General features: G+C 69.3%; 17 protein-coding genes and 3 tRNA genes. 9 read left to right on the forward strand and 11 right to left on the reverse strand.

Annotated features, from left to right (window positions below; translation table 11 throughout):
- Nucleotides 1-76: 76 nt before the first annotated feature.
- The 4 genes from DY262_RS12895 to DY262_RS12910 form a co-directional block, all read right to left on the reverse strand.
- A tRNA-Gln gene (locus tag DY262_RS12895) sits at nucleotides 77-153 on the reverse strand.
- Nucleotides 154-236: 83 nt separating this feature from the next.
- On the reverse strand, nucleotides 237-1,094 hold the full coding sequence (ispE, locus tag DY262_RS12900) for a 4-(cytidine 5'-diphospho)-2-C-methyl-D-erythritol kinase (protein ID WP_116959465.1): 858 nt from the start codon (nucleotides 1,092-1,094) through the stop codon (nucleotides 237-239).
- A complete protein-coding gene (locus DY262_RS12905) occupies nucleotides 1,091-1,588 on the reverse strand; it encodes a lipoprotein insertase outer membrane protein LolB (protein WP_147326229.1) in 498 nt (165 codons plus the stop codon). The genes ispE and DY262_RS12905 overlap by 4 nt, the downstream gene beginning before the upstream one ends.
- Nucleotides 1,585-3,345, reverse strand: coding sequence for a tetratricopeptide repeat protein (locus DY262_RS12910; RefSeq protein ID WP_116959467.1), 1,761 nt, complete (start codon nucleotides 3,343-3,345; stop codon nucleotides 1,585-1,587). Before DY262_RS12910 ends, DY262_RS12905 begins: the two co-directional genes overlap by 4 nt.
- Nucleotides 3,346-3,448: 103 nt before the next feature.
- On the opposite strand from DY262_RS12910, the gene mutM reads away from it, so the two are divergent.
- The 3 genes from mutM (at nucleotide 3,449) to mutY (ending at nucleotide 7,403) form a co-directional block, all read left to right on the forward strand.
- Nucleotides 3,449-4,264, forward strand: a complete 816-nt coding sequence (mutM, locus tag DY262_RS12915; RefSeq protein ID WP_116959468.1) for a bifunctional DNA-formamidopyrimidine glycosylase/DNA-(apurinic or apyrimidinic site) lyase — start codon at nucleotides 3,449-3,451, stop codon at nucleotides 4,262-4,264.
- A 74-nt stretch (nucleotides 4,265-4,338) separates the two neighbouring features.
- Nucleotides 4,339-6,282 (forward strand): dynamin family protein, encoded by a 1,944-nt coding sequence (locus DY262_RS12920; protein ID WP_116959469.1) that lies wholly within the window; start codon nucleotides 4,339-4,341, stop codon nucleotides 6,280-6,282.
- A 59-nt stretch (nucleotides 6,283-6,341) separates the two neighbouring features.
- A complete protein-coding gene (gene mutY, locus DY262_RS12925; RefSeq protein WP_116959470.1) occupies nucleotides 6,342-7,403 on the forward strand; it encodes an A/G-specific adenine glycosylase in 1,062 nt (353 codons plus the stop codon).
- Here the strand turns inward: mutY and rapZ are convergent.
- From rapZ to DY262_RS12940, 3 genes are read right to left on the reverse strand one after another with little or no spacing between them, the layout of a single operon-like run.
- Nucleotides 7,385-8,269, reverse strand: coding sequence for an RNase adapter RapZ (gene rapZ, locus DY262_RS12930; RefSeq protein WP_116959471.1), 885 nt, complete (start codon nucleotides 8,267-8,269; stop codon nucleotides 7,385-7,387). The genes mutY and rapZ overlap by 19 nt on opposite strands.
- The gene (recN, locus tag DY262_RS12935) at nucleotides 8,269-9,912 is read right to left on the reverse strand and encodes a DNA repair protein RecN (RefSeq protein WP_116959472.1); all 1,644 of its coding nucleotides are present in this window, start codon (nucleotides 9,910-9,912) and stop codon (nucleotides 8,269-8,271) included. The genes rapZ and recN overlap by 1 nt, the downstream gene beginning before the upstream one ends.
- Before the next feature lie 28 nt (nucleotides 9,913-9,940).
- The gene (locus DY262_RS12940) at nucleotides 9,941-10,858 is read right to left on the reverse strand and encodes an NAD kinase (RefSeq protein ID WP_116959473.1); all 918 of its coding nucleotides are present in this window, start codon (nucleotides 10,856-10,858) and stop codon (nucleotides 9,941-9,943) included.
- A gap of 89 nt (nucleotides 10,859-10,947) precedes the next feature.
- On the opposite strand from DY262_RS12940, the gene hrcA reads away from it, so the two are divergent.
- The 4 genes from hrcA to greB all read left to right on the forward strand — a co-directional run bounded on the left by hrcA (nucleotide 10,948) and on the right by greB (nucleotide 12,809).
- Nucleotides 10,948-11,967, forward strand: a complete 1,020-nt coding sequence (gene hrcA / locus DY262_RS12945) for a heat-inducible transcriptional repressor HrcA (RefSeq protein WP_116959474.1) — start codon at nucleotides 10,948-10,950, stop codon at nucleotides 11,965-11,967.
- A gap of 31 nt (nucleotides 11,968-11,998) precedes the next feature.
- Nucleotides 11,999-12,075: transfer RNA gene (locus DY262_RS12950), tRNA-Ile, on the forward strand.
- 27 nt (nucleotides 12,076-12,102) lie between these two features.
- Nucleotides 12,103-12,179: transfer RNA gene (locus tag DY262_RS12955), tRNA-Arg, on the forward strand.
- A 72-nt stretch (nucleotides 12,180-12,251) separates the two neighbouring features.
- On the forward strand, nucleotides 12,252-12,809 hold the full coding sequence (gene greB, locus DY262_RS12960) for a transcription elongation factor GreB (RefSeq protein ID WP_116959475.1): 558 nt from the start codon (nucleotides 12,252-12,254) through the stop codon (nucleotides 12,807-12,809).
- On the opposite strand, the gene DY262_RS12965 is transcribed toward greB, so the two are convergent.
- From DY262_RS12965 to DY262_RS12980, 4 genes are all read right to left on the reverse strand, one after another.
- Nucleotides 12,810-15,074 carry a RelA/SpoT family protein gene (locus DY262_RS12965; RefSeq protein ID WP_116959476.1) on the reverse strand — a complete coding sequence of 755 codons (2,265 nt, stop codon included), beginning with the start codon at nucleotides 15,072-15,074 and terminating at the stop codon, nucleotides 12,810-12,812.
- Nucleotides 15,075-15,214: 140 nt separating this feature from the next.
- Entirely contained in the window at nucleotides 15,215-15,418 is a 204-nt protein-coding gene (rpoZ, locus tag DY262_RS12970) for a DNA-directed RNA polymerase subunit omega (RefSeq protein ID WP_009519945.1), read from the reverse strand.
- A gap of 18 nt (nucleotides 15,419-15,436) precedes the next feature.
- Nucleotides 15,437-16,057 carry a guanylate kinase gene (gmk, locus tag DY262_RS12975; RefSeq protein WP_116959477.1) on the reverse strand — a complete coding sequence of 207 codons (621 nt, stop codon included), beginning with the start codon at nucleotides 16,055-16,057 and terminating at the stop codon, nucleotides 15,437-15,439.
- A gap of 7 nt (nucleotides 16,058-16,064) precedes the next feature.
- Nucleotides 16,065-16,976 (reverse strand): YicC/YloC family endoribonuclease, encoded by a 912-nt coding sequence (locus tag DY262_RS12980; RefSeq protein ID WP_116959478.1) that lies wholly within the window; start codon nucleotides 16,974-16,976, stop codon nucleotides 16,065-16,067.
- A 59-nt stretch (nucleotides 16,977-17,035) separates the two neighbouring features.
- Here DY262_RS12980 and DY262_RS12985 point away from each other — a divergent pair, with 59 nt between their 5' ends.
- Together DY262_RS12985 and DY262_RS12990 are read left to right on the forward strand one after the other, a co-directional pair.
- A complete protein-coding gene (locus DY262_RS12985; RefSeq protein ID WP_070397458.1) occupies nucleotides 17,036-18,046 on the forward strand; it encodes a serine/threonine protein kinase in 1,011 nt (336 codons plus the stop codon).
- A complete protein-coding gene (locus tag DY262_RS12990) occupies nucleotides 18,043-18,945 on the forward strand; it encodes a PP2C family protein-serine/threonine phosphatase (RefSeq protein WP_116959479.1) in 903 nt (300 codons plus the stop codon). The genes DY262_RS12985 and DY262_RS12990 overlap by 4 nt, the downstream gene beginning before the upstream one ends.
- The last annotated feature ends 20 nt before the right edge of the window (nucleotides 18,946-18,965 follow it).

An 18,965-nucleotide genomic window follows, 5' to 3' on the forward strand; every position in this document is an offset into this window, starting at 1 on the left:
GCGGCCACCGGCGGGGCCGCGATCAAAAAACAACGGCCATCAACGATGGCCAGTGTGAGTGATGTCAGAAAAACGGTGGCAGGGGAGGAAGGACTCGAACCCTCGCATGCCGGAATCAAAATCCGGTGCCTTTACCAACTTGGCGACTCCCCTACGCTGGAGATCCGTGGCGAAACCACGAACCACCGAATTGTCGCAGGTTGCTCAACCGCTGCGCCGTCTGGTGGTCCGGCCGTTCAGCCGTCGCACCAATCGAGCAATGGATGGGCATCCATGTTGCCGCAAACCCGCACCTGCCAGGACGCTGGCGCCGGACCGAGAACCGGGTTCGCGCCGCACGGTGCGAACACCGCCGTTCCCGAACCGGTCATGCGCCCCGACAGACCTTGGTCTGCCAGCCAGTGAAGGCATTCACCGACCTCGGGGCACAGGGCCCGTGCCACCGGCTCCAGATCGTTGTGGCCGAAGGCCATCAGCGATTCGAGGTTGCCGTTTGCAGCAAAGCCTTGGATTGTAGCAGTTTTCGAATCGCGTTTGAGCGCTGGGTCGGCAAAGATCTGCGGCGTCGACGCTCCCCCCGGCGGTTTGACCAGCACCAGGTGACCGCGCGGCAGCGCGATCGGCGTCAGGCGCTCGCCGATGCCCTCGACCCAGGCGTGGCGTCCGCCGATGAAGAAGGGCACGTCGGCGCCCAGCGCGAGGCCGATGTGCGCGAGCGCCTCGCGCCGCAGGTTCAGGTTCCACAGCCGGTTGAGCGCCAGCAGCGTGCTGGCGGCGTCGGACGAGCCACCGCCCAGGCCGGCCTGGGCGGGCAGGCGTTTGTCCAGGGTGATGCGCACGCCTTGCGTGCAGCCCGTGGCCTGGCGCAGGGCGCGGGCGGCGCGCACGCACAGGTCGTCCTCGGGCAGCGCGCCGGGCGTGCTGTCCACGCGCTCGATGGCGCCGCTGTCCAGGCGCTCGAAATGCAGGTGGTCGCACCAGTCGATGAGCATGAACACCGACTGCAGCTCGTGGTAGCCGTCCGGGCGGCGGCCCACGATGTGCAGGAACAGGTTGACCTTGGCCGGCGCGGGAACGTCGTACAGGCGCTTCATGGCTGCTCGAACACGAGGCGCAGCTCCGCCGAGGGCTGGGGCTGTTCGCGCCGGGCCACCAGGCGGCCGCTGGCGTGCTGCGAAAGGTCGACGCGCCAGCCGCCGGCCGGGGCGTCGCGACCCGCCAGCCAGTCGAACATGGCCAGCACGGGCAGCGGGGCGCCGCTGAGTTCGGTGGTGAGCGCATCCAGGCTGTCGCGGCGGGTGGTGTGATTGCCGCGCTGCAGTTCGGCGCCCTGGGCGGACCAGCGCACCGTGGCCAGGGTCTGGCCGAGCGCCGATGTGAGCTGCAGTTCGCCGGTATCGGCACTGCCGCGCAGGTCGAACAGCGCCGAGAAGGCCTGGGGCGGCGCGCCGTCCACGCGCAGCGCGAGCCGGCCGGCCCAGGCGGTTTCGCCGGGCGCGCGCGGGAGGCGTGGCGTGGCGCAGCCGGCCAGGCCGACGGCCAGGGCGAACATGGCCGAACGCCGGGTGAAGGGGGAAGCCGTTGTCACGGCTCGACGTTGAGGCGCTTGAGCGTGCTCTTCAGCGTCTCGTTGTCGCTGGCGAGCGCCAGGCCCTCGCGCCAGACGCGGCGGGCGTCGTCGTGCTGCCCCTTCACCCAGAGCACCTCGCCCAGGTGGGCGGCGATCTCGGGGTCGGGGCGCTTGCCATAGGCCTCGCGCAGGATGCCAAGCGCGCGCTCGGTGTTGCCCAGGCGGAACTCGACCCAGCCCAGGCTGTCCTGGATGTAGGCGTCGTTGGGCGCCATGGACACGGCCTTCTCGATGAGCTGCTTGGCCTCGGGCAGGCGCTCGTTGCGGTCGGCCAGGGAGTAGCCCAGCGCGTTGTAGGCGTGGTGGTGGTTGGGATCGATGGCGATGAGCTGGCGCAGCAGGCGCTCCATGTCGGCGGGCTGACCGGCCTTGTCGCCCATCATGGCCTGCTCGTAGAGCAGTTCGGTGTCCTGCGGGAAGCGCTGCACGGCTTCGCCGTAGACCTGGTAGGCCTCGCGCCAGGCCTTGAATTCGCGCAGCAGCTGGGCTTCGCTGATCAGCTTGAGGCGCGCATCGTCGGGCCGGCGCTCGGGCTGGCTGCGCAGCAGGGCGCGGGCCTCGTCGAGACGGCCTTGGCGTGCCAGCACCGAGGCGCGGCGCATCTGCGCGGCCATGATTTCCTCGGGGTTGTCGATGCGGTCGATCCAGGCGTTGGCGGCGACGTAGTCTTGCTGCTTCTCGGCGATCTCGGCCTTGAGCAGATAGGCCTGCGTGAGCGCGCGGCGCGTGCGCTCGTCGTTGGCGTCGCGCACCAGTTGCAGGTAGGTGTCGAGCGACACGTTGGCGGCGGGCAGGGCGTTGTCGCGCACCTGGAGCATGCCCAGCAGCAGCCAGGGGTCGGGCTGCTGCGGCGCGCGGGTGGTGAGCCGCTCCAGCTGCACGCGCGCGTCGCGCAGGCGGCCCAGGTCCAGCAGCACGCGGGCGTAGGCGGTGGAGATGGCGGTGTTGGCGGGGTCCTTGGCGCGGGCGGCGTCGATGTGTTCACGCACCACCGGCTCGGCATCGGCCTGGCCGCGCTCCAGCAGCTCCAGCGCCAGCAGCGCGGGGTAGGGCGAGGCCGGGTCCGCCGCGTGCCCGCGCCGCGCGGCGTCGGTGGCGGCGACCGGGCGGTCGAGGTCGAGTTCGAGCCGGCCGATGGTGGACCAGGCCGCGCCCGCGTGGGCCGGCTGGGTCAGGAAGGGGGCCAGGGCCTCGCGCGTGGCGGCCAGCACCTGGGCCTTGTCGTTCACCCGGGCGTACATCTGGGGAATGGCCGCGATGCCGCCGTTGCGGTCGTCGGCCGGCGTCGCCATCAGCACGGCGCGCAGGGGAGCCGCGGTTTCGCTCACCCGGCCCAGGGACAGCAGCGCGAGCAGCGTGAAGCGGCTGGCGTCGGCGTCGCTGGGGATGTCGCGGGCCCAGGCGCGCGCGGCGGCCAGCGCGGCGTCGACCTGGCGCGACTGCAGCGCGACCTCCACGGCCCGCCGGTAGAGCTCGGGGTTCTTCTGCTGCTGGGCGGCTTCGAGGAAGAGGGAGTAGCCCGCGCCGGGGTCGCCGCCGCGCACGTTGAGCTCGCCCAGCAGCAGCTGATAGAACAAGGGCGCGTCGAGCGAGGAACTGCTCGCGGCCGGGTTGAGCGGGCTTTGTGCCAGGGCCGCCGGGCCGGCCAATGCGCCGGCGCAGGTCAGCACGATCAGCGGGAGGCGAAGACGTCTGTGCAGCGGCGCAGGTTTCATCGGGTCATGATAATTGAAGGGGTTGAGGCCTTTGGTGTCTTGATCCCAATCCCCGGCGGGCGTTCCCCGCGCGCCGTCCCACCCATTCCTTCGCCGAATCGCCGTGCCCGAATTGCCCGAAGTCGAGGTCACCCGACGCAGCTTTGCCGACCGCATCGCCGGCGCCACCGTGCGCGCCGCCCGGCTGGGCAAGCCGCTGCGCTGGCCGCTCGGCGTGGCGCCCGAGGCGCTGGTGGGGCAGCGCGTGCGCTCGGTGGGGCGGCGCGGCAAGTACCTGCTGGTGGAGATGGACCGCGGCTGGCTTTTGGTGCACCTGGGCATGTCGGGCAGCCTGCAGTTCGCGCCGGCGCTGCCGCCCCCCGGCCCGCACGACCACTTCGAGCTCGACACCAGCCAGGGCTTGCTGCGGTTGCACGACCCGCGGCGTTTTGGCGCAGTGGTTTGCGTGCCTTCGCTGGACCACGCCCGCGCGGTCCAGCTGCTGGGCGGGCTGGGCGTGGAGCCGCTGGAGGCCGGCTTCGATCCCGTGCGCTTCCATCAGGCCCTGCGCCAGCGGCGGGCACCCATCAAGCAGGTGCTGCTGGCGGGCGACATCGTGGTCGGCGTGGGCAACATCTACGCCAGCGAGGCGCTGTTCAGCGCCGGCATCCGTCCGACCACGCGGGCCGACCGCATCAGCGGCCCGCGCGCCGCGCGGCTGCACGCGGCCATTGTCCAGGTGCTGCAGCGCGCCCTGGCCGTGGGCGGGAGCACGCTGCGCGACTTCGTCAGCGCCGATGGCCAGAGCGGCTACTTCCAGCTCGACACCATGGTGTACGACCGCGCCGGCCAGCCCTGTCGCCGGTGCGCGACGGCGATCCGGACCATCCGCCAGGGCCAACGTTCGACCTACTTTTGCCCGCTCTGCCAGGCCCGCTGACCATGCGTCCCCGATAGGCGGCCCCGCCGAGGGGTGGGTGCTATATTGATCGATCGCCCGCAAAGCACTGCCGCATGAGTTTCATTCAAGCCTTTGATCAGCACGGCGCCTGGCGCAAGCAGTTCGCGCTGCGCCTGAAGCTCCTGTCCGAATGGCTGGCCGACCACGACCTGATGGAGCCGGGCATCCGCGAACGGCTGGACCAGCTGCACGCCCAGATCAAGAACGACAAGATCACGGTCGCCTTCGTGGCCGAGTTTTCGCGCGGCAAGTCCGAACTCATCAACGCCGTGTTCTTCGCGGGTTACGGCCGGCGCATCATGCCGGCGAGCGCGGGTCGCACCACCATGTGCCCCACCGAGCTGGCCTACGACGCCGACCTGCCCCCCTGCCTGCGCCTGCTGCCCATCGAGACGCGCCTGCAGCCGCAATCCCTGCTCGACTGGCGCCACGCCCCCGCCAAGTGGGAGCGCGTCGACCTCGACGTGAACGACCCCAAGCAACTCGCCAAAGCGATCCAGAAGGTGTCGGAGGTGCGGCACGTGCCGGTGGACGAGGCGCGCGCCCTGGGCTTCTGGCACGACGAACTGCCCGAGGACAACCCCTTGCCCGGCCCGGACGGCCTGATCGAAGTACCGCGCTGGCGCCACGCGCTCATCAACATGGCGCACCCGCTGCTCAAGCAGGGCCTGGTCATCCTGGACACGCCGGGCCTCAACGCCATCGGCGCGGAACCCGAGCTCACCGTGAGCCTGCTGCCCCAGGCGCACGCGGTGGTGTTCATCCTGGCGGCCGACACGGGCGTGACCAAGTCCGACCTGAGCATCTGGCGCCAGCACCTGGCCACCCTGGGCGACGGACAGGCCTCGCGCCTGGTCGTGCTCAACAAGATCGACACCATGTGGGACGCGCTGAGCTCGCCCGAGCAGGTGCAGCTGCAGATTGCCGCGCAGCGCGCCGATTCGGCCGAGATCCTGGGCGTGCCTCAGTCGCAGGTGCTCGCGGTGTCGGCCCAGAAGGGCTTGCTCGCCAAGGTCAACCGCGACGAGGAACTGCTCAAGGCCAGCCAGCTGATCGACCTGGAGCGTGCGCTCGGCGAAGGCCTGCTGGGCCAGCGCCGCCGCATCCTGGGTGCGGCCGTGGCGTCCGGCGTCGAGGCGCTGCGCGGCGAGGCCGGTCGCATGGTGCATTCGCGCCTGCGCGACCTGGTCGAGCAGATCCAGGAGCTGGACGGCCTGCGGGGCAAGAACGCGGGCGTGATCAAGCAGATGCGCCTGCGCATCGAACAGGAGCAGGCCGACTTCGACGCCAGCGGGGCCAAGATCCAGGCGGTGCGCTCGGTGCACCTGCGCCTGCTCAAGGACCTGTTCGCGTTGCTCAGTCCCTCGCACCTGAAGGCCGAGGTCGCCACGCTCGCGAAGCAGCTCAAGAGCCCCGGCATCAAGCTCGGCGTGCGCCGCGCCTATGACGGCACCTTCAACCGCCTGCGCGAAGACCTCGCGCGCGCCGATGAGATGGCCGGCGAGATCCAGTCCATGCTGGAAGGCAGCTTCAAGAACCTCAACGCCGAGTACGGCTTCTCGCTGCAGGCGCCGTCATCGCCGCAGCTCGCGCTCTACCGCCGGGACCTCGACCTGATCGAGAAAAGCCACCTGCAGTACCTGAGCCTGGGCAACGCGCTGCGCCTGGCGCAGCCCGAGTTCGCCGAGCGCCTGGCGCGCGCGCTGATGAGCCGCCTGCGCGTGGTCTATGAGACCGCGGTCAACGAGGTCGAGCTCTGGAACAAGTCGGCCGCGGCCCAGCTCGACGCGCAGCTGCGCGAGCGCCGCCGCAACTTCACGCGCCGCATCGAGGCGGTCTCGCGCATCCAGCAGGCCGCCAGTGGCCTCGACGAGCGCATCCGCGAGTTGCAGGGGCAGCAGACGGCGCTCAACCAGCTCGAGGCCAAGTTCGAGGAACTCACCGCGCACTTGCTGGCGGCGCCCGACGAAGAACCCGCCGAAGCCCTCGCGGCATGAGCGGCGCACGGCCGCCCGGAGGCGCTCGCACCGCAGCGCGCAGCACGGTGGGGCATCCCATGCGGGCGCTGCCCGCGGACTTCGCGCCGCGCCTCATCCACTGGCAGGCCCGGGACGGCCGGCACGGACTGCCCTGGCAGGGCACACGCGACCCCTACCGCGTCTGGCTGTCCGAGATCATGTTGCAGCAGACGCAGGTGTCGACCGTGCTGGCCTACTACCCGCGCTTCCTCGAGCGTTTTCCCGATGTGGCCGCGCTCGCGGCCGCGCCCATCGACGAGGTGATGGCCCTGTGGAGCGGCCTGGGCTACTACAGCCGCGCGCGCAACCTGCACCGTTGCGCGCAGGCGGTGGTGGCCGATCACGCGGGCCGCTTCCCCACCACGGCCGCCGGGTTGGAAACGCTGCCGGGTATCGGCGCGTCCACGGCGGCGGCCATCGCGGCGTTCTGCTTCGGCGAGCGCGTATCCATCGTGGATGGCAACGTCAAGCGCGTGCTGGCGCGCCTGCTGGCGTTCGACGGCGACGTGGGTCAGGCCGCGGGCCAGCGCGCGCTGTGGGACCTGGCCCAGGGTTTGCTGCCGCCCCAGCCGTCGAATGAGGACATGCGCGCCTACACCCAGGGCCTGATGGACCTGGGCGCCACGGTGTGCACGCGCACCCGCCCGCGCTGCGAGGTTTGCCCGGCGCGCGGGCTCTGCCTGGCCTTCGAGCGCGAGGCCATCGCGCGCTACCCCGTGAAAACGCGCCGGGTGCAGCGGCGCTTCGAGCGCTGGTGGCTGCTGTTCGCCGTGCGCGGCGACGCCGTGTGGCTGCAGCGCCGACCCGAACGCGGCATTTGGGCCGGCCTGCACTCGCCCCCGGTGTTCGCGGGCGAAGACGACATGCGGGCCGCGGTGCCGGCCGGCTGGCCTTCGCACTGGAATGCCACCGAGCCGGTGGCCCACGCGCTGACCCACCGCGAACTGCAGCTGCTGCCGCATTGGGTGGCGGTGAGCGAGGCCCCCGCCGGCTGGGCCGGCGAGTGGGTGAAGCGGTCGGCCCTGGCCTCGGTGGGCCTGCCGGCGCCGGTGCGCAGCCTGCTCGGCGGCGCCTGGGCCACTCAGGTCCTGGACCAGTAGTCGGCCTCGCGGTGGCGCACGCGCGCCACCCAGTCCTGGCCGAAGTGCGCGGCCAGGCGCTCCACCAGGAACACCGAACGGTGCTGCCCGCCCGTGCAGCCGATGGCCACCGTGACGTAGCTGCGGTGGTCGCGTTCCATGTGGGGCAGCCAGTGCCGCAGGAAGGTGCGGATCTGCTCCTCCATCGCCAGCACGTCGGGACTGGCCTCGAGGAAGCGCGCCACCGGCGCGTCGCGCCCGGTCAGGGGCTTGAGCAGCGGGTCGTAGTGCGGGTTGGGCAGCATGCGCACGTCGAACACGAAGTCGGCGTCCATGGGAATGCCGCGCTTGAATGCGAAAGACTCGAACACCAGCGTCATGGGCGTGCGCGTCGCGCCCACCAGCTCCTTTACCTGGCTGCGCAGCTGCGCCGCGCGCGTGAGGCTGGTGTCGAGGACCAGGGCCTGCTCGCGCAACTCGGCCAGCAGCTCGCGCTCGTACTCGATGGCGTCGGTCAGCGCGCGGCGCTGGTCGTCGGTTTCCTGCAGCGACAGCGGGTGCAGGCGGCGCGTTTCGGAGAAACGGCGCACCAGGGTGTCGGTGGTCGAGTCGAGGAACAGCGTGGTGAGGTGGACGTCGCGCGAGCGCAGCGCGGCCAGGCGGCGCGGCAGGCCGGGCAGCGACTGGGCGCTGCGCACGTCCATGGCGATGGCGACCTTGCGCACGCGGTCGTGGCGGTCCAGGTCGATGAAGGCCTCGAGCAACTCGGGCGGCAGGTTGTCGACGCAGTAGAAGCCCAGGTCTTCGAGGGCGGTGAGCGCGACCGACTTGCCCGAACCGGACATGCCGGTGATGACGACGAGTTCGGTGGGGGAGTGGGTGTTCATCAGGCCGACAAAAGCTCGCGCGCGTGCGCAAGCGAGATTTCAGAGTGTTCGTTGCCGCCGAGCATGCGCGCCAGTTCGCGCACGCGCGCTTCGGCGTCGATGGGCTGCACGCTGCTCAGGGTTTGCTGGCCCTGGCGCTGCTTGGCCACCAGCAGGTGGTGGTCGGCGCAGGCCGCCACCTGGGCCAGGTGGGTCACGGCCAACACCTGGCGGTCCTGGCCGAGCTGGCGCAGCATCTGACCCACCGTGTGCGCAACGGCGCCGCCGATGCCGGCGTCCACCTCGTCGAAGATGAGCGTGGGCGCCTGGCCGAGGCGGCTGGTGACGACCGAGATGGCCAGGGCGATGCGCGAGAGTTCGCCGCCCGAGGCGACCTTGGCCACCGGCTTGGGCGTGCTGCCGGCGTGGCCCGCGACGCGCAATTCCACCTGTTCCAGTCCAAACGACTGGGGTTCGGCCAGCGCTTGCAACGCCACCTCGAACCGGCCGCCCTGCATGCCCAGGGTCTGCATGGCGTCGGTCACGGCGGTGGCCAGGCGCGGCGCGGCCTTCTGGCGCTGGCGGCCCACGGCGCGCGCGGCCTGGTCGAAGGCGGCGCGCGCGCTGGCTTCGCGCCGCTCCAGGGTGTCCAGGTCCAGGGTGTCGGCGAGGCGCTGGAGTTCGTGCTTCCACTGCGCGTGCAGCGCGGGCAGCTCCTCTGGCGTGGTGCGGTAGCGGCGGGCGAGCGAGAGCCAGGCGCCCAGGCGCTCGTCGAGCGCGGCCAGGGCGGAGGGGTCGAGTTCGGCATGGCGCTGGTGCTGGTGCAGCTCGTGCACCGCGTCCTGCACCTGGGCCAGCGCGCCGTTCAGGGAGTCGATGGTCTGGGCGAAGGCGGGCTCCACGTGCGCCTGGGCCTGCAGCGCGGCCACCGCGCGGCTGAGCAGGCGGCTGGCGCTGTCGTCCTGCTCGTCGAGGGCCTGCACGGCGGTTTCGGCCGCGTCGATCAGGGCCTGGGCGTTGGCCAGGCGGCCGTGGCGCGTGTTCAGTTCTTCCCATTCGCCGGTCTGCGGGCCGAGCTTGTCGACCTCGGCGATCTGCCAGGCCAGGCGTTCGCTGTCCTGGCGCGCGGCGTCCTGTCGCTCGCGGGCCTCGCGCAGCGCTTGGGCGGCCTGACGCCAGGCGGTCCAGGCCGCGCTCAAGGCGGTGGCGTCGATACCGGCATAGGCGTCGAGCAGCTCGCGCACCGCCTCGGCCCGCGTGAGGCTCTGCCAGGCGTGCTGGCCGTGGATGTCGACCAGCGCGTCGGCGGCCACGCGCAGCTGAGCGAGCGTGGCCGGGCTGCCATTGATCCAGGCGCGGCTGCGGCCGTCGGTGTCGATGGTGCGGCGCAGCAGCAGCGTGCCGTCGTCGGCGAAGCCTTGCTCGTCGAGCCAGGGCTTCAGGGACGCGGGACGGTCGAACTCGGCGGCGATCTCGCAGCGCGGCGCGCCTTCGCGCACCACGCCGGCCTCGCCGCGCGCGCCCAGCGCCAGCTGCAGCGCGTCGATGAGGATGGACTTGCCGGCGCCGGTTTCGCCCGTGAGCACGCCGAAGCCGCCGGCCAGCTCCAGGTCCAGCGAGGTGACGATGACGAAGTCGCGCAGGACGATGCGTCGAAGGCTCATGGCAGGGAGTGGGTGAATCGGGCCCGCGTCAGGCGCCCTCGTTCCAGTGCAGCTTGCGGCGCAGGGTGTCGAAGTAGTTCCAGCCGACCGGGTGCAGCAGGCGCAGCGCGTGTTCCGAGCGCTTCACGACGATGCGGTCGCCGTGCAACAGGCTCGTGAAAGTCTGCATGTCGAAGTTCGCGCTGGCGTCGCGCCCGTTGACGAGCTCCAGGGCAATCTCGCAATGCGCGGGCAGCACCACGGGGCGGTTGGACAGGGTGTGCGGCGCGATCGGCACCATCACCCAGCCGCCGATGCTCGGGTGCAGCAGCGGCCCGCCGGCCGACAGCGCATAGGCGGTGGAGCCGGTGGGCGAGGCGATGATCAGGCCGTCGGCGCGCTGGTTGGCCACGAAGCGGCCATCGACCTCCACGCGCAGCTCGATCATGCTGGCCACGGCGCCGCGGTTGACGACCACGTCGTTGAGCGCGGTGGCCTCATAGACGCAATGGCCATCGCGCCAGACGCTGGCCGCCATCAGGGCGCGCGCCTCTTCCTGGTAGTCGCCGCGCAGGATGGGGCACAGGGCTTCGCGGTAGTCCTCGAAGGCAATGTCGGTGATGAAGCCGAGCCGTCCCTGGTTGATGCCCACCAGCGGCACGCCCTGGCGCGCCATCTGCCGGCCGATGCCCAGCAGGGTGCCGTCGCCCCCGACCACCAGCGCGAGTTGGGCGTGCCGGCCGATGCCGGGCACGTCGAGCGAGGGGTAGTCCGTCAGTCCCGTGTTCTGCGCGGTCTGCTGCTCCAGAGAGACCTCGCAGCCCTGGGCGTGAAGGAACTGGGCGATCTCCTCGACCACATGGCGGGCGCCCGGCGCCTGGTACTTGCCCACGATGACCACGTGGACGAAGCGCAAGGGGCGTTTCGCGGCGGGTGTCGTGGCGCGGGGATCCAGCGGGGCATTCATGCGCAAATTACATCACACGGTGTCGTGGGCGAAGCGGGTTGCGCCGCACCGCAGCGCGCGCCGCCGGGGCTTTCCTTAGAATGGTCTGAATGATGGACGATCGCGCTAAGTTGCTGCTCAAGGCGCTGGTGGAGCGCTACATCGCCGACGGGCAACCGGTGGGCTCGCGCACGCTGGCCCGGGCCGCCGGGCTGGAACTGTCGCCAGCGACCATCCGCAACGTGATGAGCGACCTGGAAGAGCTGGGCCTGATCGCCAGTCCGCACACCTCGGCGGGGCGCATTCCCACGGCGCGTGGCTACCGGCTCTTCGTGGACACCATGCTCACCGTGCGGCGCGAGGAAATGATGCCGCGCGTCACCGAGTTCAGCGCGCCGGGCGCGGAATCGCCGCAGCGCGTCATCAGCCAGGCCGCGCACCTGCTGTCCAGCCTGTCGCAGTTCGTTGGCGTGGTCATGGCGCCGCGCCGCGCCTCGGTGTTCCGACACATCGAATTCCTCAGCCTGTCCGAGCGGCGCGTGCTGGTGATCATCGTCTCGCCCGACGGCGAGGTGCAGAACCGCATCATCCAGACCCAGGCCAGTTTCACGCAGTCGCAGCTGGTCGAGGCGGCCAATTTCCTCAACACGCACTACGCGGGTCTCACCATCGAGGCCGTGCGCGAGCGCCTCACCACCGAGCTGGACGCGCTGCGCGGCGAGATTGCCGACCTGATGAAGCAGGCCGTGGACATCGGCGCGCAGCCGGCCCAGCAGGACGAGGTGGTGGTCGCCGGCGAGCGCAACCTGCTGTCGGTGAGCGAGTTCAGCAGCGACCTGGGCAACCTGCGCCGCCTGTTCGACCTGTTCGAACAGAAGACCCAGCTCATGCGCCTGCTCGATGTCTCCACGCAGGCCGACGGCGTGCGCATCTACATCGGCGGTGAAAGCCAGGTGGTGCCGTACGAGGACCTGTCGGTGGTGACGGCGCCCTACGAAGTGGATGGCCAGGTCGTCGGCACCCTGGGCGTGATCGGCCCGCAGCGAATGCCCTACGACCGCATGATCCAGATCGTCGACGTCACGGCCAAGCTGGTGAGCAATGCGCTGAGCCACACCAAGCAGGGGTAGGCGCGCAGGGGCGCCCTACAATCCCGCGCTCGGGCCGTTAGCTCAGTTGGTCAGAGCAGAGGACTCATAATCCTTTGGTCGTTGGTTCAAGCCCAACACGGCCTACCAAAAAAGCCTGCTATACTGCGAGGCTTCGCGGCTGTAGCTCAGTTGGATAGAGTACTTGGCTACGAACCAAGGGGTCGTGGGTTCGAATCCTGCCAGCCGCGCCACTACTGAAAGCCCGCAGCCACAAGCTGCGGGCTTTTCTCTTTCCGGCGCCTCTTTCGCGCGTACCCGTCACCATGAGCAAGGCATTCACCCGCGAATCCGATTCGGACGACGATGACGACGCCGTCGGCGCGCCAGCCACACCGGGTGGCAAGAACTACGTCACCCGCACGGGCTACGAGCGCCTTCGCCGGGAGCTCCTGGGCCTGATGGACGAGGAGCGGCCCAAGGTGGTCGAGGCCGTGCACTGGGCCGCCAAGAACGGCGACCGCTCGGAGAACGGGGACTACCTGTATGGCAAGAAGCGCCTGCGCGAGATCGACCGGCGCATCCGCTTTCTCACCAAGCGCCTGGAGATCGCCGAGGTGGTGGATCCTTCCGCGCACCACGGCAGCGACCAGGTGTTCTTCGGTGCCACCGTCACCTACGCGGATGAGTCGGGGCGCGAGACCACCATCACCATCATCGGCATCGACGAGGCCGACAGCACGCAAGGGCAGGTGAGCTGGGTGGCGCCGGTTTCGCGCGCCTTGCTCAAGGCCCGTGTGGGTGACGTGGTCAAGCTCGCCGTGCCGGGCGGTGTGCAGGAACTCGAGGTGCTGGACGTGAGCTACCCGGCGCCCGCCGCCTGATCAGGCCTTGGCCGCGGCCTTGTAGCGCTGGGCCTTGATGACCGAGGGCGTGCGTTTGAGGCTGCGCAGCACGTCGGCCAGGTGCTGGCGGTCGCGCACCGCCACCGAGAAGCGGATGTCCGTGGCGGTCTGCGCGGGTTCGTCGCCCATGTCCACGTGGGTGATGTCGGCCTCGGCCGCGGCGATGCTCGAGGCCACGCGCGCCAGCACGCCTTTGCCATTGGCCACGGTGACGACCACGGTGGTGTCGAAGGAGCGCACGGGTTCGTCGGCCCATTCCACTTCAAGGAAGCGTTCGGCATCGCGGTCGCGCAGCCGGCGGGCGGTGGGGCAGTCCTCGGCATGCACCACCAGGCCTTCTCCTCGGCCCAGGTAGCCGACGATGCGATCGCCCGGGATGGGCTTGCAACATGGGGCGTACTGCACCGACAGGCCTTCGCTGCCGTCCAGTGTGACCACACCCTGCAAGGCGCTCTCGCCATGACCGGCGGTGGCGTAGCGCTCGGTGCTGATCAGCACCGCGTCGGGCTTGAGCCCGGTTTCGGACAGCAGCACCGCGAGCTTCTTGCCCACCATGCTGGCGATGCGCCGGCCCATGCCGATGTCGGACAGCAACTCGGCCCTGCTCTTGTTGCCGGTGAAGCGCAGCAGCTTCTCCCACACCAGCGCCTGCTCACCGTCTTCGCCCGGCAATTGCGCGATGCCTTCGGAGCGCAGGGCCTGGCTGAGCATGCGCTCGCCCAGTTCAAGGGATTTTTCCTGCGCCACCGTCTTGAGGTGGTGGCGGATCTTGGAGCGCGCCCGGCCGGTCTTGACGAAGGACAGCCAGGTGGGATTGGGCTCGGCCTTCTCGTCCGTGATGACTTCGACCACGTCGCCGTTGGCCAGTTCGGACCGCAGCGGCCGCTGCTCGCCATTGATGCGCGCGGCCACCGTGCGCTGGCCGATGTCGCTGTGAATGGCGTACGCGAAGTCGACCACCGTCGCGCCGCGCGGCAGCGCGAGGATCTTGCTCTTGGGCGTGAACACGTAGACCGCGTCGGGGAAGAGGTCGATCTTGATGTGGTCCCAGAACTCGCTGGCGTCGTGCGTTTCCTGCTGGATGTCCAGCAGCGACTGCAGCCACTGCGTGCCCAGGCGCTGCGACATGTCGCTGCCGGGCTCGTTGGCCTTGTAGAGCCAGTGCGCCGCCACGCCCGATTCGGCCACCACGTCCATGCCATGCGTGCGCACCTGGAACTCGATGGCGGTTCCGAAGGGCCCCACCAGCGTGGTGTGCAGCGACTGGTAGCCATTGACCTTGGGAATCGCGACGTAGTCGCGGAACTTGCCCGGCAGCGGCTTGTAGAGCTGGTGCAGCACGCCCAGGGCGGTGTAGCAGTCGGTCAGCTCGGGCACCACGATGCGAAAGCCGTAGATGTCGGTCACCTGGGCGAAGGACAGGTGCTTGCTGTCCATCTTGCGGTAGACGGAGTACAGCGTCTTCTCGCGGCCCATGATGCGCACCGGCATCAGCTGTCGCTTGAAGGCGGTTTCCACTTCCTGCTGCACGCGTGCGATCAGGTCGCGGCGGCGGCTGCGCGCCCGGTTCAGCGCCTTGGACAACACCTCGTAGCGCCAGGGGTGCAGGAACCGGAAGGCCAGGTCCTGCAGTTCGCGGTAGGTGAAGTTCAGGCCCAGGCGGTGGGCGATCGGGGCGTAGATTTCCAGCGTTTCCGAACTGATGCGCTGCCACTTGCTGCGCGGCATGTCGGCCATCGTCCGCATGTTGTGCGTGCGATCGGCCAGCTTGATCAGGATGACCCGCACGTCCTTGGCCATGGCCAGCAGCATCTTGCGGAAGGACTCGGCCTGGTTGTGCTCGCGCGAGGTGAACTCCAGCCGCTCCAGCTTGGTCAGTCCGTCGACCAGCTCGGCCACCGGCGCGCCGAAGCGCTCGACCAGTTCCTGCTTGGTCACGCCGCAATCCTCGATGGCGTCGTGCATCAGCGCGGCCATCAGGGCCTGGGCGTCGAGCTTCCATTCCGCGCACATCGAGGCCACCGCGATGGGGTGGGTGATGTACGGATCGCCGTTCTTGCGCAGTTGGCCCAGGTGGGCCTCGTCGGCGAAGCGGTAGGCCTGCCGGATATGCTCGATGTCCGTGGGGCCGAGGTAGTCGAGCTTGCCCAGCAGCGCGGCGAAGCTGGCCGCAGCCGCGCTCGCGGCCGCGGTGGCCGCGTCAGGCGGGCTGACCGCCAGGGTACCGTCGACGGTAGGGGTCATCCTGCAACTGTAGCGCCAGACGGCATGCACCGCTTTGGGTCACCGATCTAGGCCCTGGTCCCGGGGCGGAATCGGGGCCGCCAGAAACAAAAAGACACCGTCGAACGGTGCCTTTTGTGGGGAGGGTGCGACGCTGCGACTCAGGTCGGCACTTTTTTGAGCATCTCGAGGCCGACCTTGCCTTCGGCGATCTCGCGCAGGGCGGTGACACCCGGCTTGTTCTTGCTCTCGATCTTGGGGGCGTGGCCCTGGCTCAGCATGCGGGCGCGGTAGGTGGCGGCCAGCACGAGCTGAAAGCGGTTGGGGATCTGTTCCAGGCAGTCTTCGACGGTGATGCGTGCCATGGCGGGCTCCGGGCAATGTCAGGGGATGTTGAGCGCTTCGAATGTGTCGCTGCGGGCGCTGCGCTGCGCCGCGTACTTCAAGCGCTGGGCGTGAACGATGGCCTTGAGATCAAACAGGGCCCGTTCAAACAACTCATTGATTATAACGAAGTCGAAATCCCGGGCGTGGGCCATCTCCAGGGCGGCATTGCGCAGGCGCAGATCGATCACATCGGCGGTGTCCTCGGCGCGCCGCTCCAGGCGCGAGCGCAGCTCTTCCCAGCTGGGCGGCAGGATGAAGATCAGGACCGCGTTGGGAAAGATGCGCTTGACCTGCAGCGCGCCCTGGTAATCGATCTCCAGCACCACGTCGGCGCCTTGCTTGATGCGCTGCTCGATGGCGGTCTTGGACGTGCCGTAGCGGTTGCCGTGCACCTGCGCCCACTCCAGGAAAGCGTCCTGCGCGATCATCTGGTCGAAGCTCTCCTGGCTCACGAAGTAGTACTCGCGGCCATGCAGCTCCTGCCCCCTCGGCGGGCGCGTGGTGTGCGACACCGAGGGCTGCACGCGGGCATCGAGCTCCATCAGCGCCTTGACCAGACTGGATTTGCCTGCCCCGCTGGGCGCGGCCACGACGAACAGGTTGCCGGGGTATTGCATCAGGGTCTCATTCGAGGTTCTGCACCTGCTCGCGCATCTGTTCGATGAGCACTTTCATGTCCACCGAGACGCGGGTGAGTTCCAGGCTCGACGACTTGGAGCCCAGGGTGTTGGCTTCGCGGTGCAGCTCCTGGATCAGGAAGTCCAGGCGCTTGCCCACCTCGCCGCCGCGCTGCAGCAGGCGTTCGATCTCGTCCAGGTGGGAGCGCAGGCGCGTGAGTTCTTCTGCCACGTCGATGCGGATGGCGAAGGCCGTGGCCTCGGCCAGGGCGCGGTCGCGCGCGGCCTCGCTGGCGGCGATGCTGCCCGAGGCGTCGGCGCCCAGGGCTTCCTGCCAACGGTCGAGGAAGCGCTGGCGCTGCTGGGCCACGAGCTCGGGGATCAGGGGTTGGGCCGTGTCGGTGAGGGCGCGCAGCTGGCCCACGCGATCGAGCAGCATGCTGGCCAGCCGGGCCCCTTCGCGCGCCCGGGCTTCGAGCAGCTGTGTCAGGGCGGTGTCCAGCAGTTCGGGCAGGCGTTCGTGCAGATCGGCCGGCGGGGCGCTGCGGCGTCCCACCAGGGCCAGCACCTCGGCCACCGACAGCGGTTGCGCCTGCGGGAGCCAGGTGCGGATGCTGTCCTGCGCCCCCAGCAGGCGCTGCAGTTCGGCGCTGCCCGGCGCGCGCGGCGTGGCGTCGGACGGGGTTTCGATCCAGGCGCGCACCTCGACCTTGCCGCGCTTGAGCCGCTGCGTGAGGCGTTCGCGCAGGGCGGGTTCGCTCGGGCGCAAGTCATCCGGGAGCTTGAAACCGAGATCGAGGAATCGGCTGTTGACGGATCGGATTTCGACACCGACGGACGGGCCGGATTCTCCCGCGGCCGGCTCTGCGCCAGCGTTTCGCTGGGCCGAGGCGTAGCCGGTCATGCTGTAAACTGCCATCGCTCTGGGCCGGTGGTGTTGGAGGTCCAAAACGGGGCGTTTCGGAAACCGGTCGAATTATGTCAAAGGTCAAACCCGCTCCTCTGCCACCCGACACGGTGATCGGTGGCTACCGCATCGTTCGCAAGCTGGCCGCCGGCGGTTTTGGCGTCGTGTACCTCGCGGTCGACACCGAAGGCCAGCAGGTCGCCGTCAAGGAATACCTGCCCTCGTCTCTGGCCACGCGTGGCCCCGGCGAGCTGTTGCCGCAGGTGCAACCCGAAAAGCTGTCGCTGTACCGACTGGGCCTCAAGAGTTTCTTCGAGGAAGGCCGCGCGCTGGCGCAGATCTCCCACCAGTCGGTGGTGAGCGTGCTGAACTTCTTCCGCGAGAACGAAACCGTCTACATGGTCATGAACTACCTGGAGGGCTCGTCCCTGCAGGAATTCATCATCACCGCGCGCGAGCTCAAGAAGCAGAAGGTCTTCCGCGAATCCACCATCCGCTCGCTCTACGACGAGGTGCTGCGCGGCCTGCGCATCGTGCACCAGCACAAGATGCTGCACCTCGACATCAAGCCCGCGAACATCTTCGTCACCGACGACAACCGCGCGGTGCTCATCGACTTCGGCGCCGCGCGCGAAGTGCTGAGCAAAGAGGGCAACTTCATCCGGCCCATGTACACGCCGGGCTTCGCTGCGCCCGAGATGTACCGCCGCGATTCGTCCATGGGCCCCTGGACCGACATCTATGCCATCGGCGCCTGCATCTACGCCAGCATGCAGGGCTACCCACCCAACGACGCGCCCCAGCGCCTCGAGAAGGACCGCCTCTCGCTGGCCCTGTCGCGCCTGCGTGGCGTGTACTCCGACAACCTGATCGAAGTGGTCGAGTGGTGTATGTCGCTCGACCCGCTCTCGCGCCCGCAATCGGTCTTTGCGCTGCAGAAGGAACTCAGCCGCGAGACCGAGCGCAGCTACACCAAGCTCACCGTGGCCGAGAAGATGCGCCTGCAGTTCGACAACATCGTCTCCGACAAGCAGAAGTCGCTGCTGCGCAAGTCCACCGACGTGGGCACCAAATTCCGATGAAGTTTTCGGTCTACCAGATCAGCCGGCAAGGCGGTCGCGAGCGCAACGAAGACCGCATGGGCTACGCCTATACGCGCGAGTCCGGGCTGTTCGTGCTGGCCGACGGCATGGGCGGCCATCCGGAAGGCGCCATGGCCGCGCAGCTGGCGCTGCAGACGCTCTCGGCCTACTTCCAGAAGGCGGCCAACCCGACGGTGCGCGAGGTGCCTGAGTTCCTCTCCAGCGCGCTCATGGCCGCGCACCACCAGATCATCCGCTACGCCGCCGAGAAGGGCATGCTCGACACGCCGCGCACCACGCTGGTGGCGGCCGTCATGGAGCGCGGCCACATCCACTGGGTGCACTGCGGCGACTCGCGCCTGTACGTGGTGCGCGACGGCGAGCTGCTCACGCGCACGCGCGACCATTCCTACATGGAGCAGCAGGCGCACCTGGGCCGCAACACCGAGCACATCAACCGCAACATCCTGTTCACCTGCCTGGGTTCGCCGGCCAAGCCGGTCTACGACCTGTCGGGCCCGGTGCAGCTCATGCAGGGCGACCGCGTGCTGCTGTGTTCCGACGGCCTCTGGGGCACGGTCGAGGACGACGAAATCGTGAACGAACTGTCCTCACGCCCGCTGGAGCAGGCCGTTCCCGACCTGGTGGAAACCGCGCTGCGGCGCGGCGGCCAGCGCTGCGACAACGTCACGGTACTCGCCATGGAGTGGGAAACCGCCGACGAGTACCAGACGACGCGCGTGTCCACCGAAGACATCGAGGACGGCGTGTTCGCCTCCACCATCCAGTCGGGCGTGCCCGACCCCACCGTCGAAGACCTGGACGACGCGGCCATCGAAAAGTCGATCGCCGAGATCAATGCGGCGATCGCCCGCACGGCGGCCGCGCGCAACGCCTGAGCTTCGTTTTTCCTGAGGTT

Source organism: Hydrogenophaga borbori (assembly GCF_003417535.1).
In the GTDB taxonomy this organism is placed as follows: Bacteria; Pseudomonadota; Gammaproteobacteria; order Burkholderiales; family Burkholderiaceae_C; genus Hydrogenophaga; species Hydrogenophaga borbori.

What these genes read in the sequence shown, in the direction of transcription:
- ispE (WP_116959465.1), bottom strand. Translation starts at nt 1,094, where the DNA reads ATGAAGCGCCTGTACGACGTTCCCGCGCCGGCCAAGGTCAACCTGTTC.
- DY262_RS12910 (WP_116959467.1), bottom strand. Translation starts at nt 3,345, where the DNA reads ATGAAACCTGCGCCGCTGCACAGACGTCTTCGCCTCCCGCTGATCGTG.
- DY262_RS12920 (WP_116959469.1), top strand. Translation starts at nt 4,339, where the DNA reads ATGAGTTTCATTCAAGCCTTTGATCAGCACGGCGCCTGGCGCAAGCAG.
- mutY (WP_116959470.1), top strand. Translation starts at nt 6,342, where the DNA reads ATGCGGGCGCTGCCCGCGGACTTCGCGCCGCGCCTCATCCACTGGCAG.
- rapZ (WP_116959471.1), bottom strand. Translation starts at nt 8,269, where the DNA reads ATGAACACCCACTCCCCCACCGAACTCGTCGTCATCACCGGCATGTCC.
- recN (WP_116959472.1), bottom strand. Translation starts at nt 9,912, where the DNA reads ATGAGCCTTCGACGCATCGTCCTGCGCGACTTCGTCATCGTCACCTCG.
- DY262_RS12940 (WP_116959473.1), bottom strand. Translation starts at nt 10,858, where the DNA reads ATGAATGCCCCGCTGGATCCCCGCGCCACGACACCCGCCGCGAAACGC.
- hrcA (WP_116959474.1), top strand. Translation starts at nt 10,948, where the DNA reads ATGATGGACGATCGCGCTAAGTTGCTGCTCAAGGCGCTGGTGGAGCGC.
- greB (WP_116959475.1), top strand. Translation starts at nt 12,252, where the DNA reads ATGAGCAAGGCATTCACCCGCGAATCCGATTCGGACGACGATGACGAC.
- DY262_RS12965 (WP_116959476.1), bottom strand. Translation starts at nt 15,074, where the DNA reads ATGACCCCTACCGTCGACGGTACCCTGGCGGTCAGCCCGCCTGACGCG.
- rpoZ (WP_009519945.1), bottom strand. Translation starts at nt 15,418, where the DNA reads ATGGCACGCATCACCGTCGAAGACTGCCTGGAACAGATCCCCAACCGC.
- gmk (WP_116959477.1), bottom strand. Translation starts at nt 16,057, where the DNA reads ATGCAATACCCCGGCAACCTGTTCGTCGTGGCCGCGCCCAGCGGGGCA.
- DY262_RS12980 (WP_116959478.1), bottom strand. Translation starts at nt 16,976, where the DNA reads ATGGCAGTTTACAGCATGACCGGCTACGCCTCGGCCCAGCGAAACGCT.
- DY262_RS12985 (WP_070397458.1), top strand. Translation starts at nt 17,036, where the DNA reads ATGTCAAAGGTCAAACCCGCTCCTCTGCCACCCGACACGGTGATCGGT.
- DY262_RS12990 (WP_116959479.1), top strand. Translation starts at nt 18,043, where the DNA reads ATGAAGTTTTCGGTCTACCAGATCAGCCGGCAAGGCGGTCGCGAGCGC.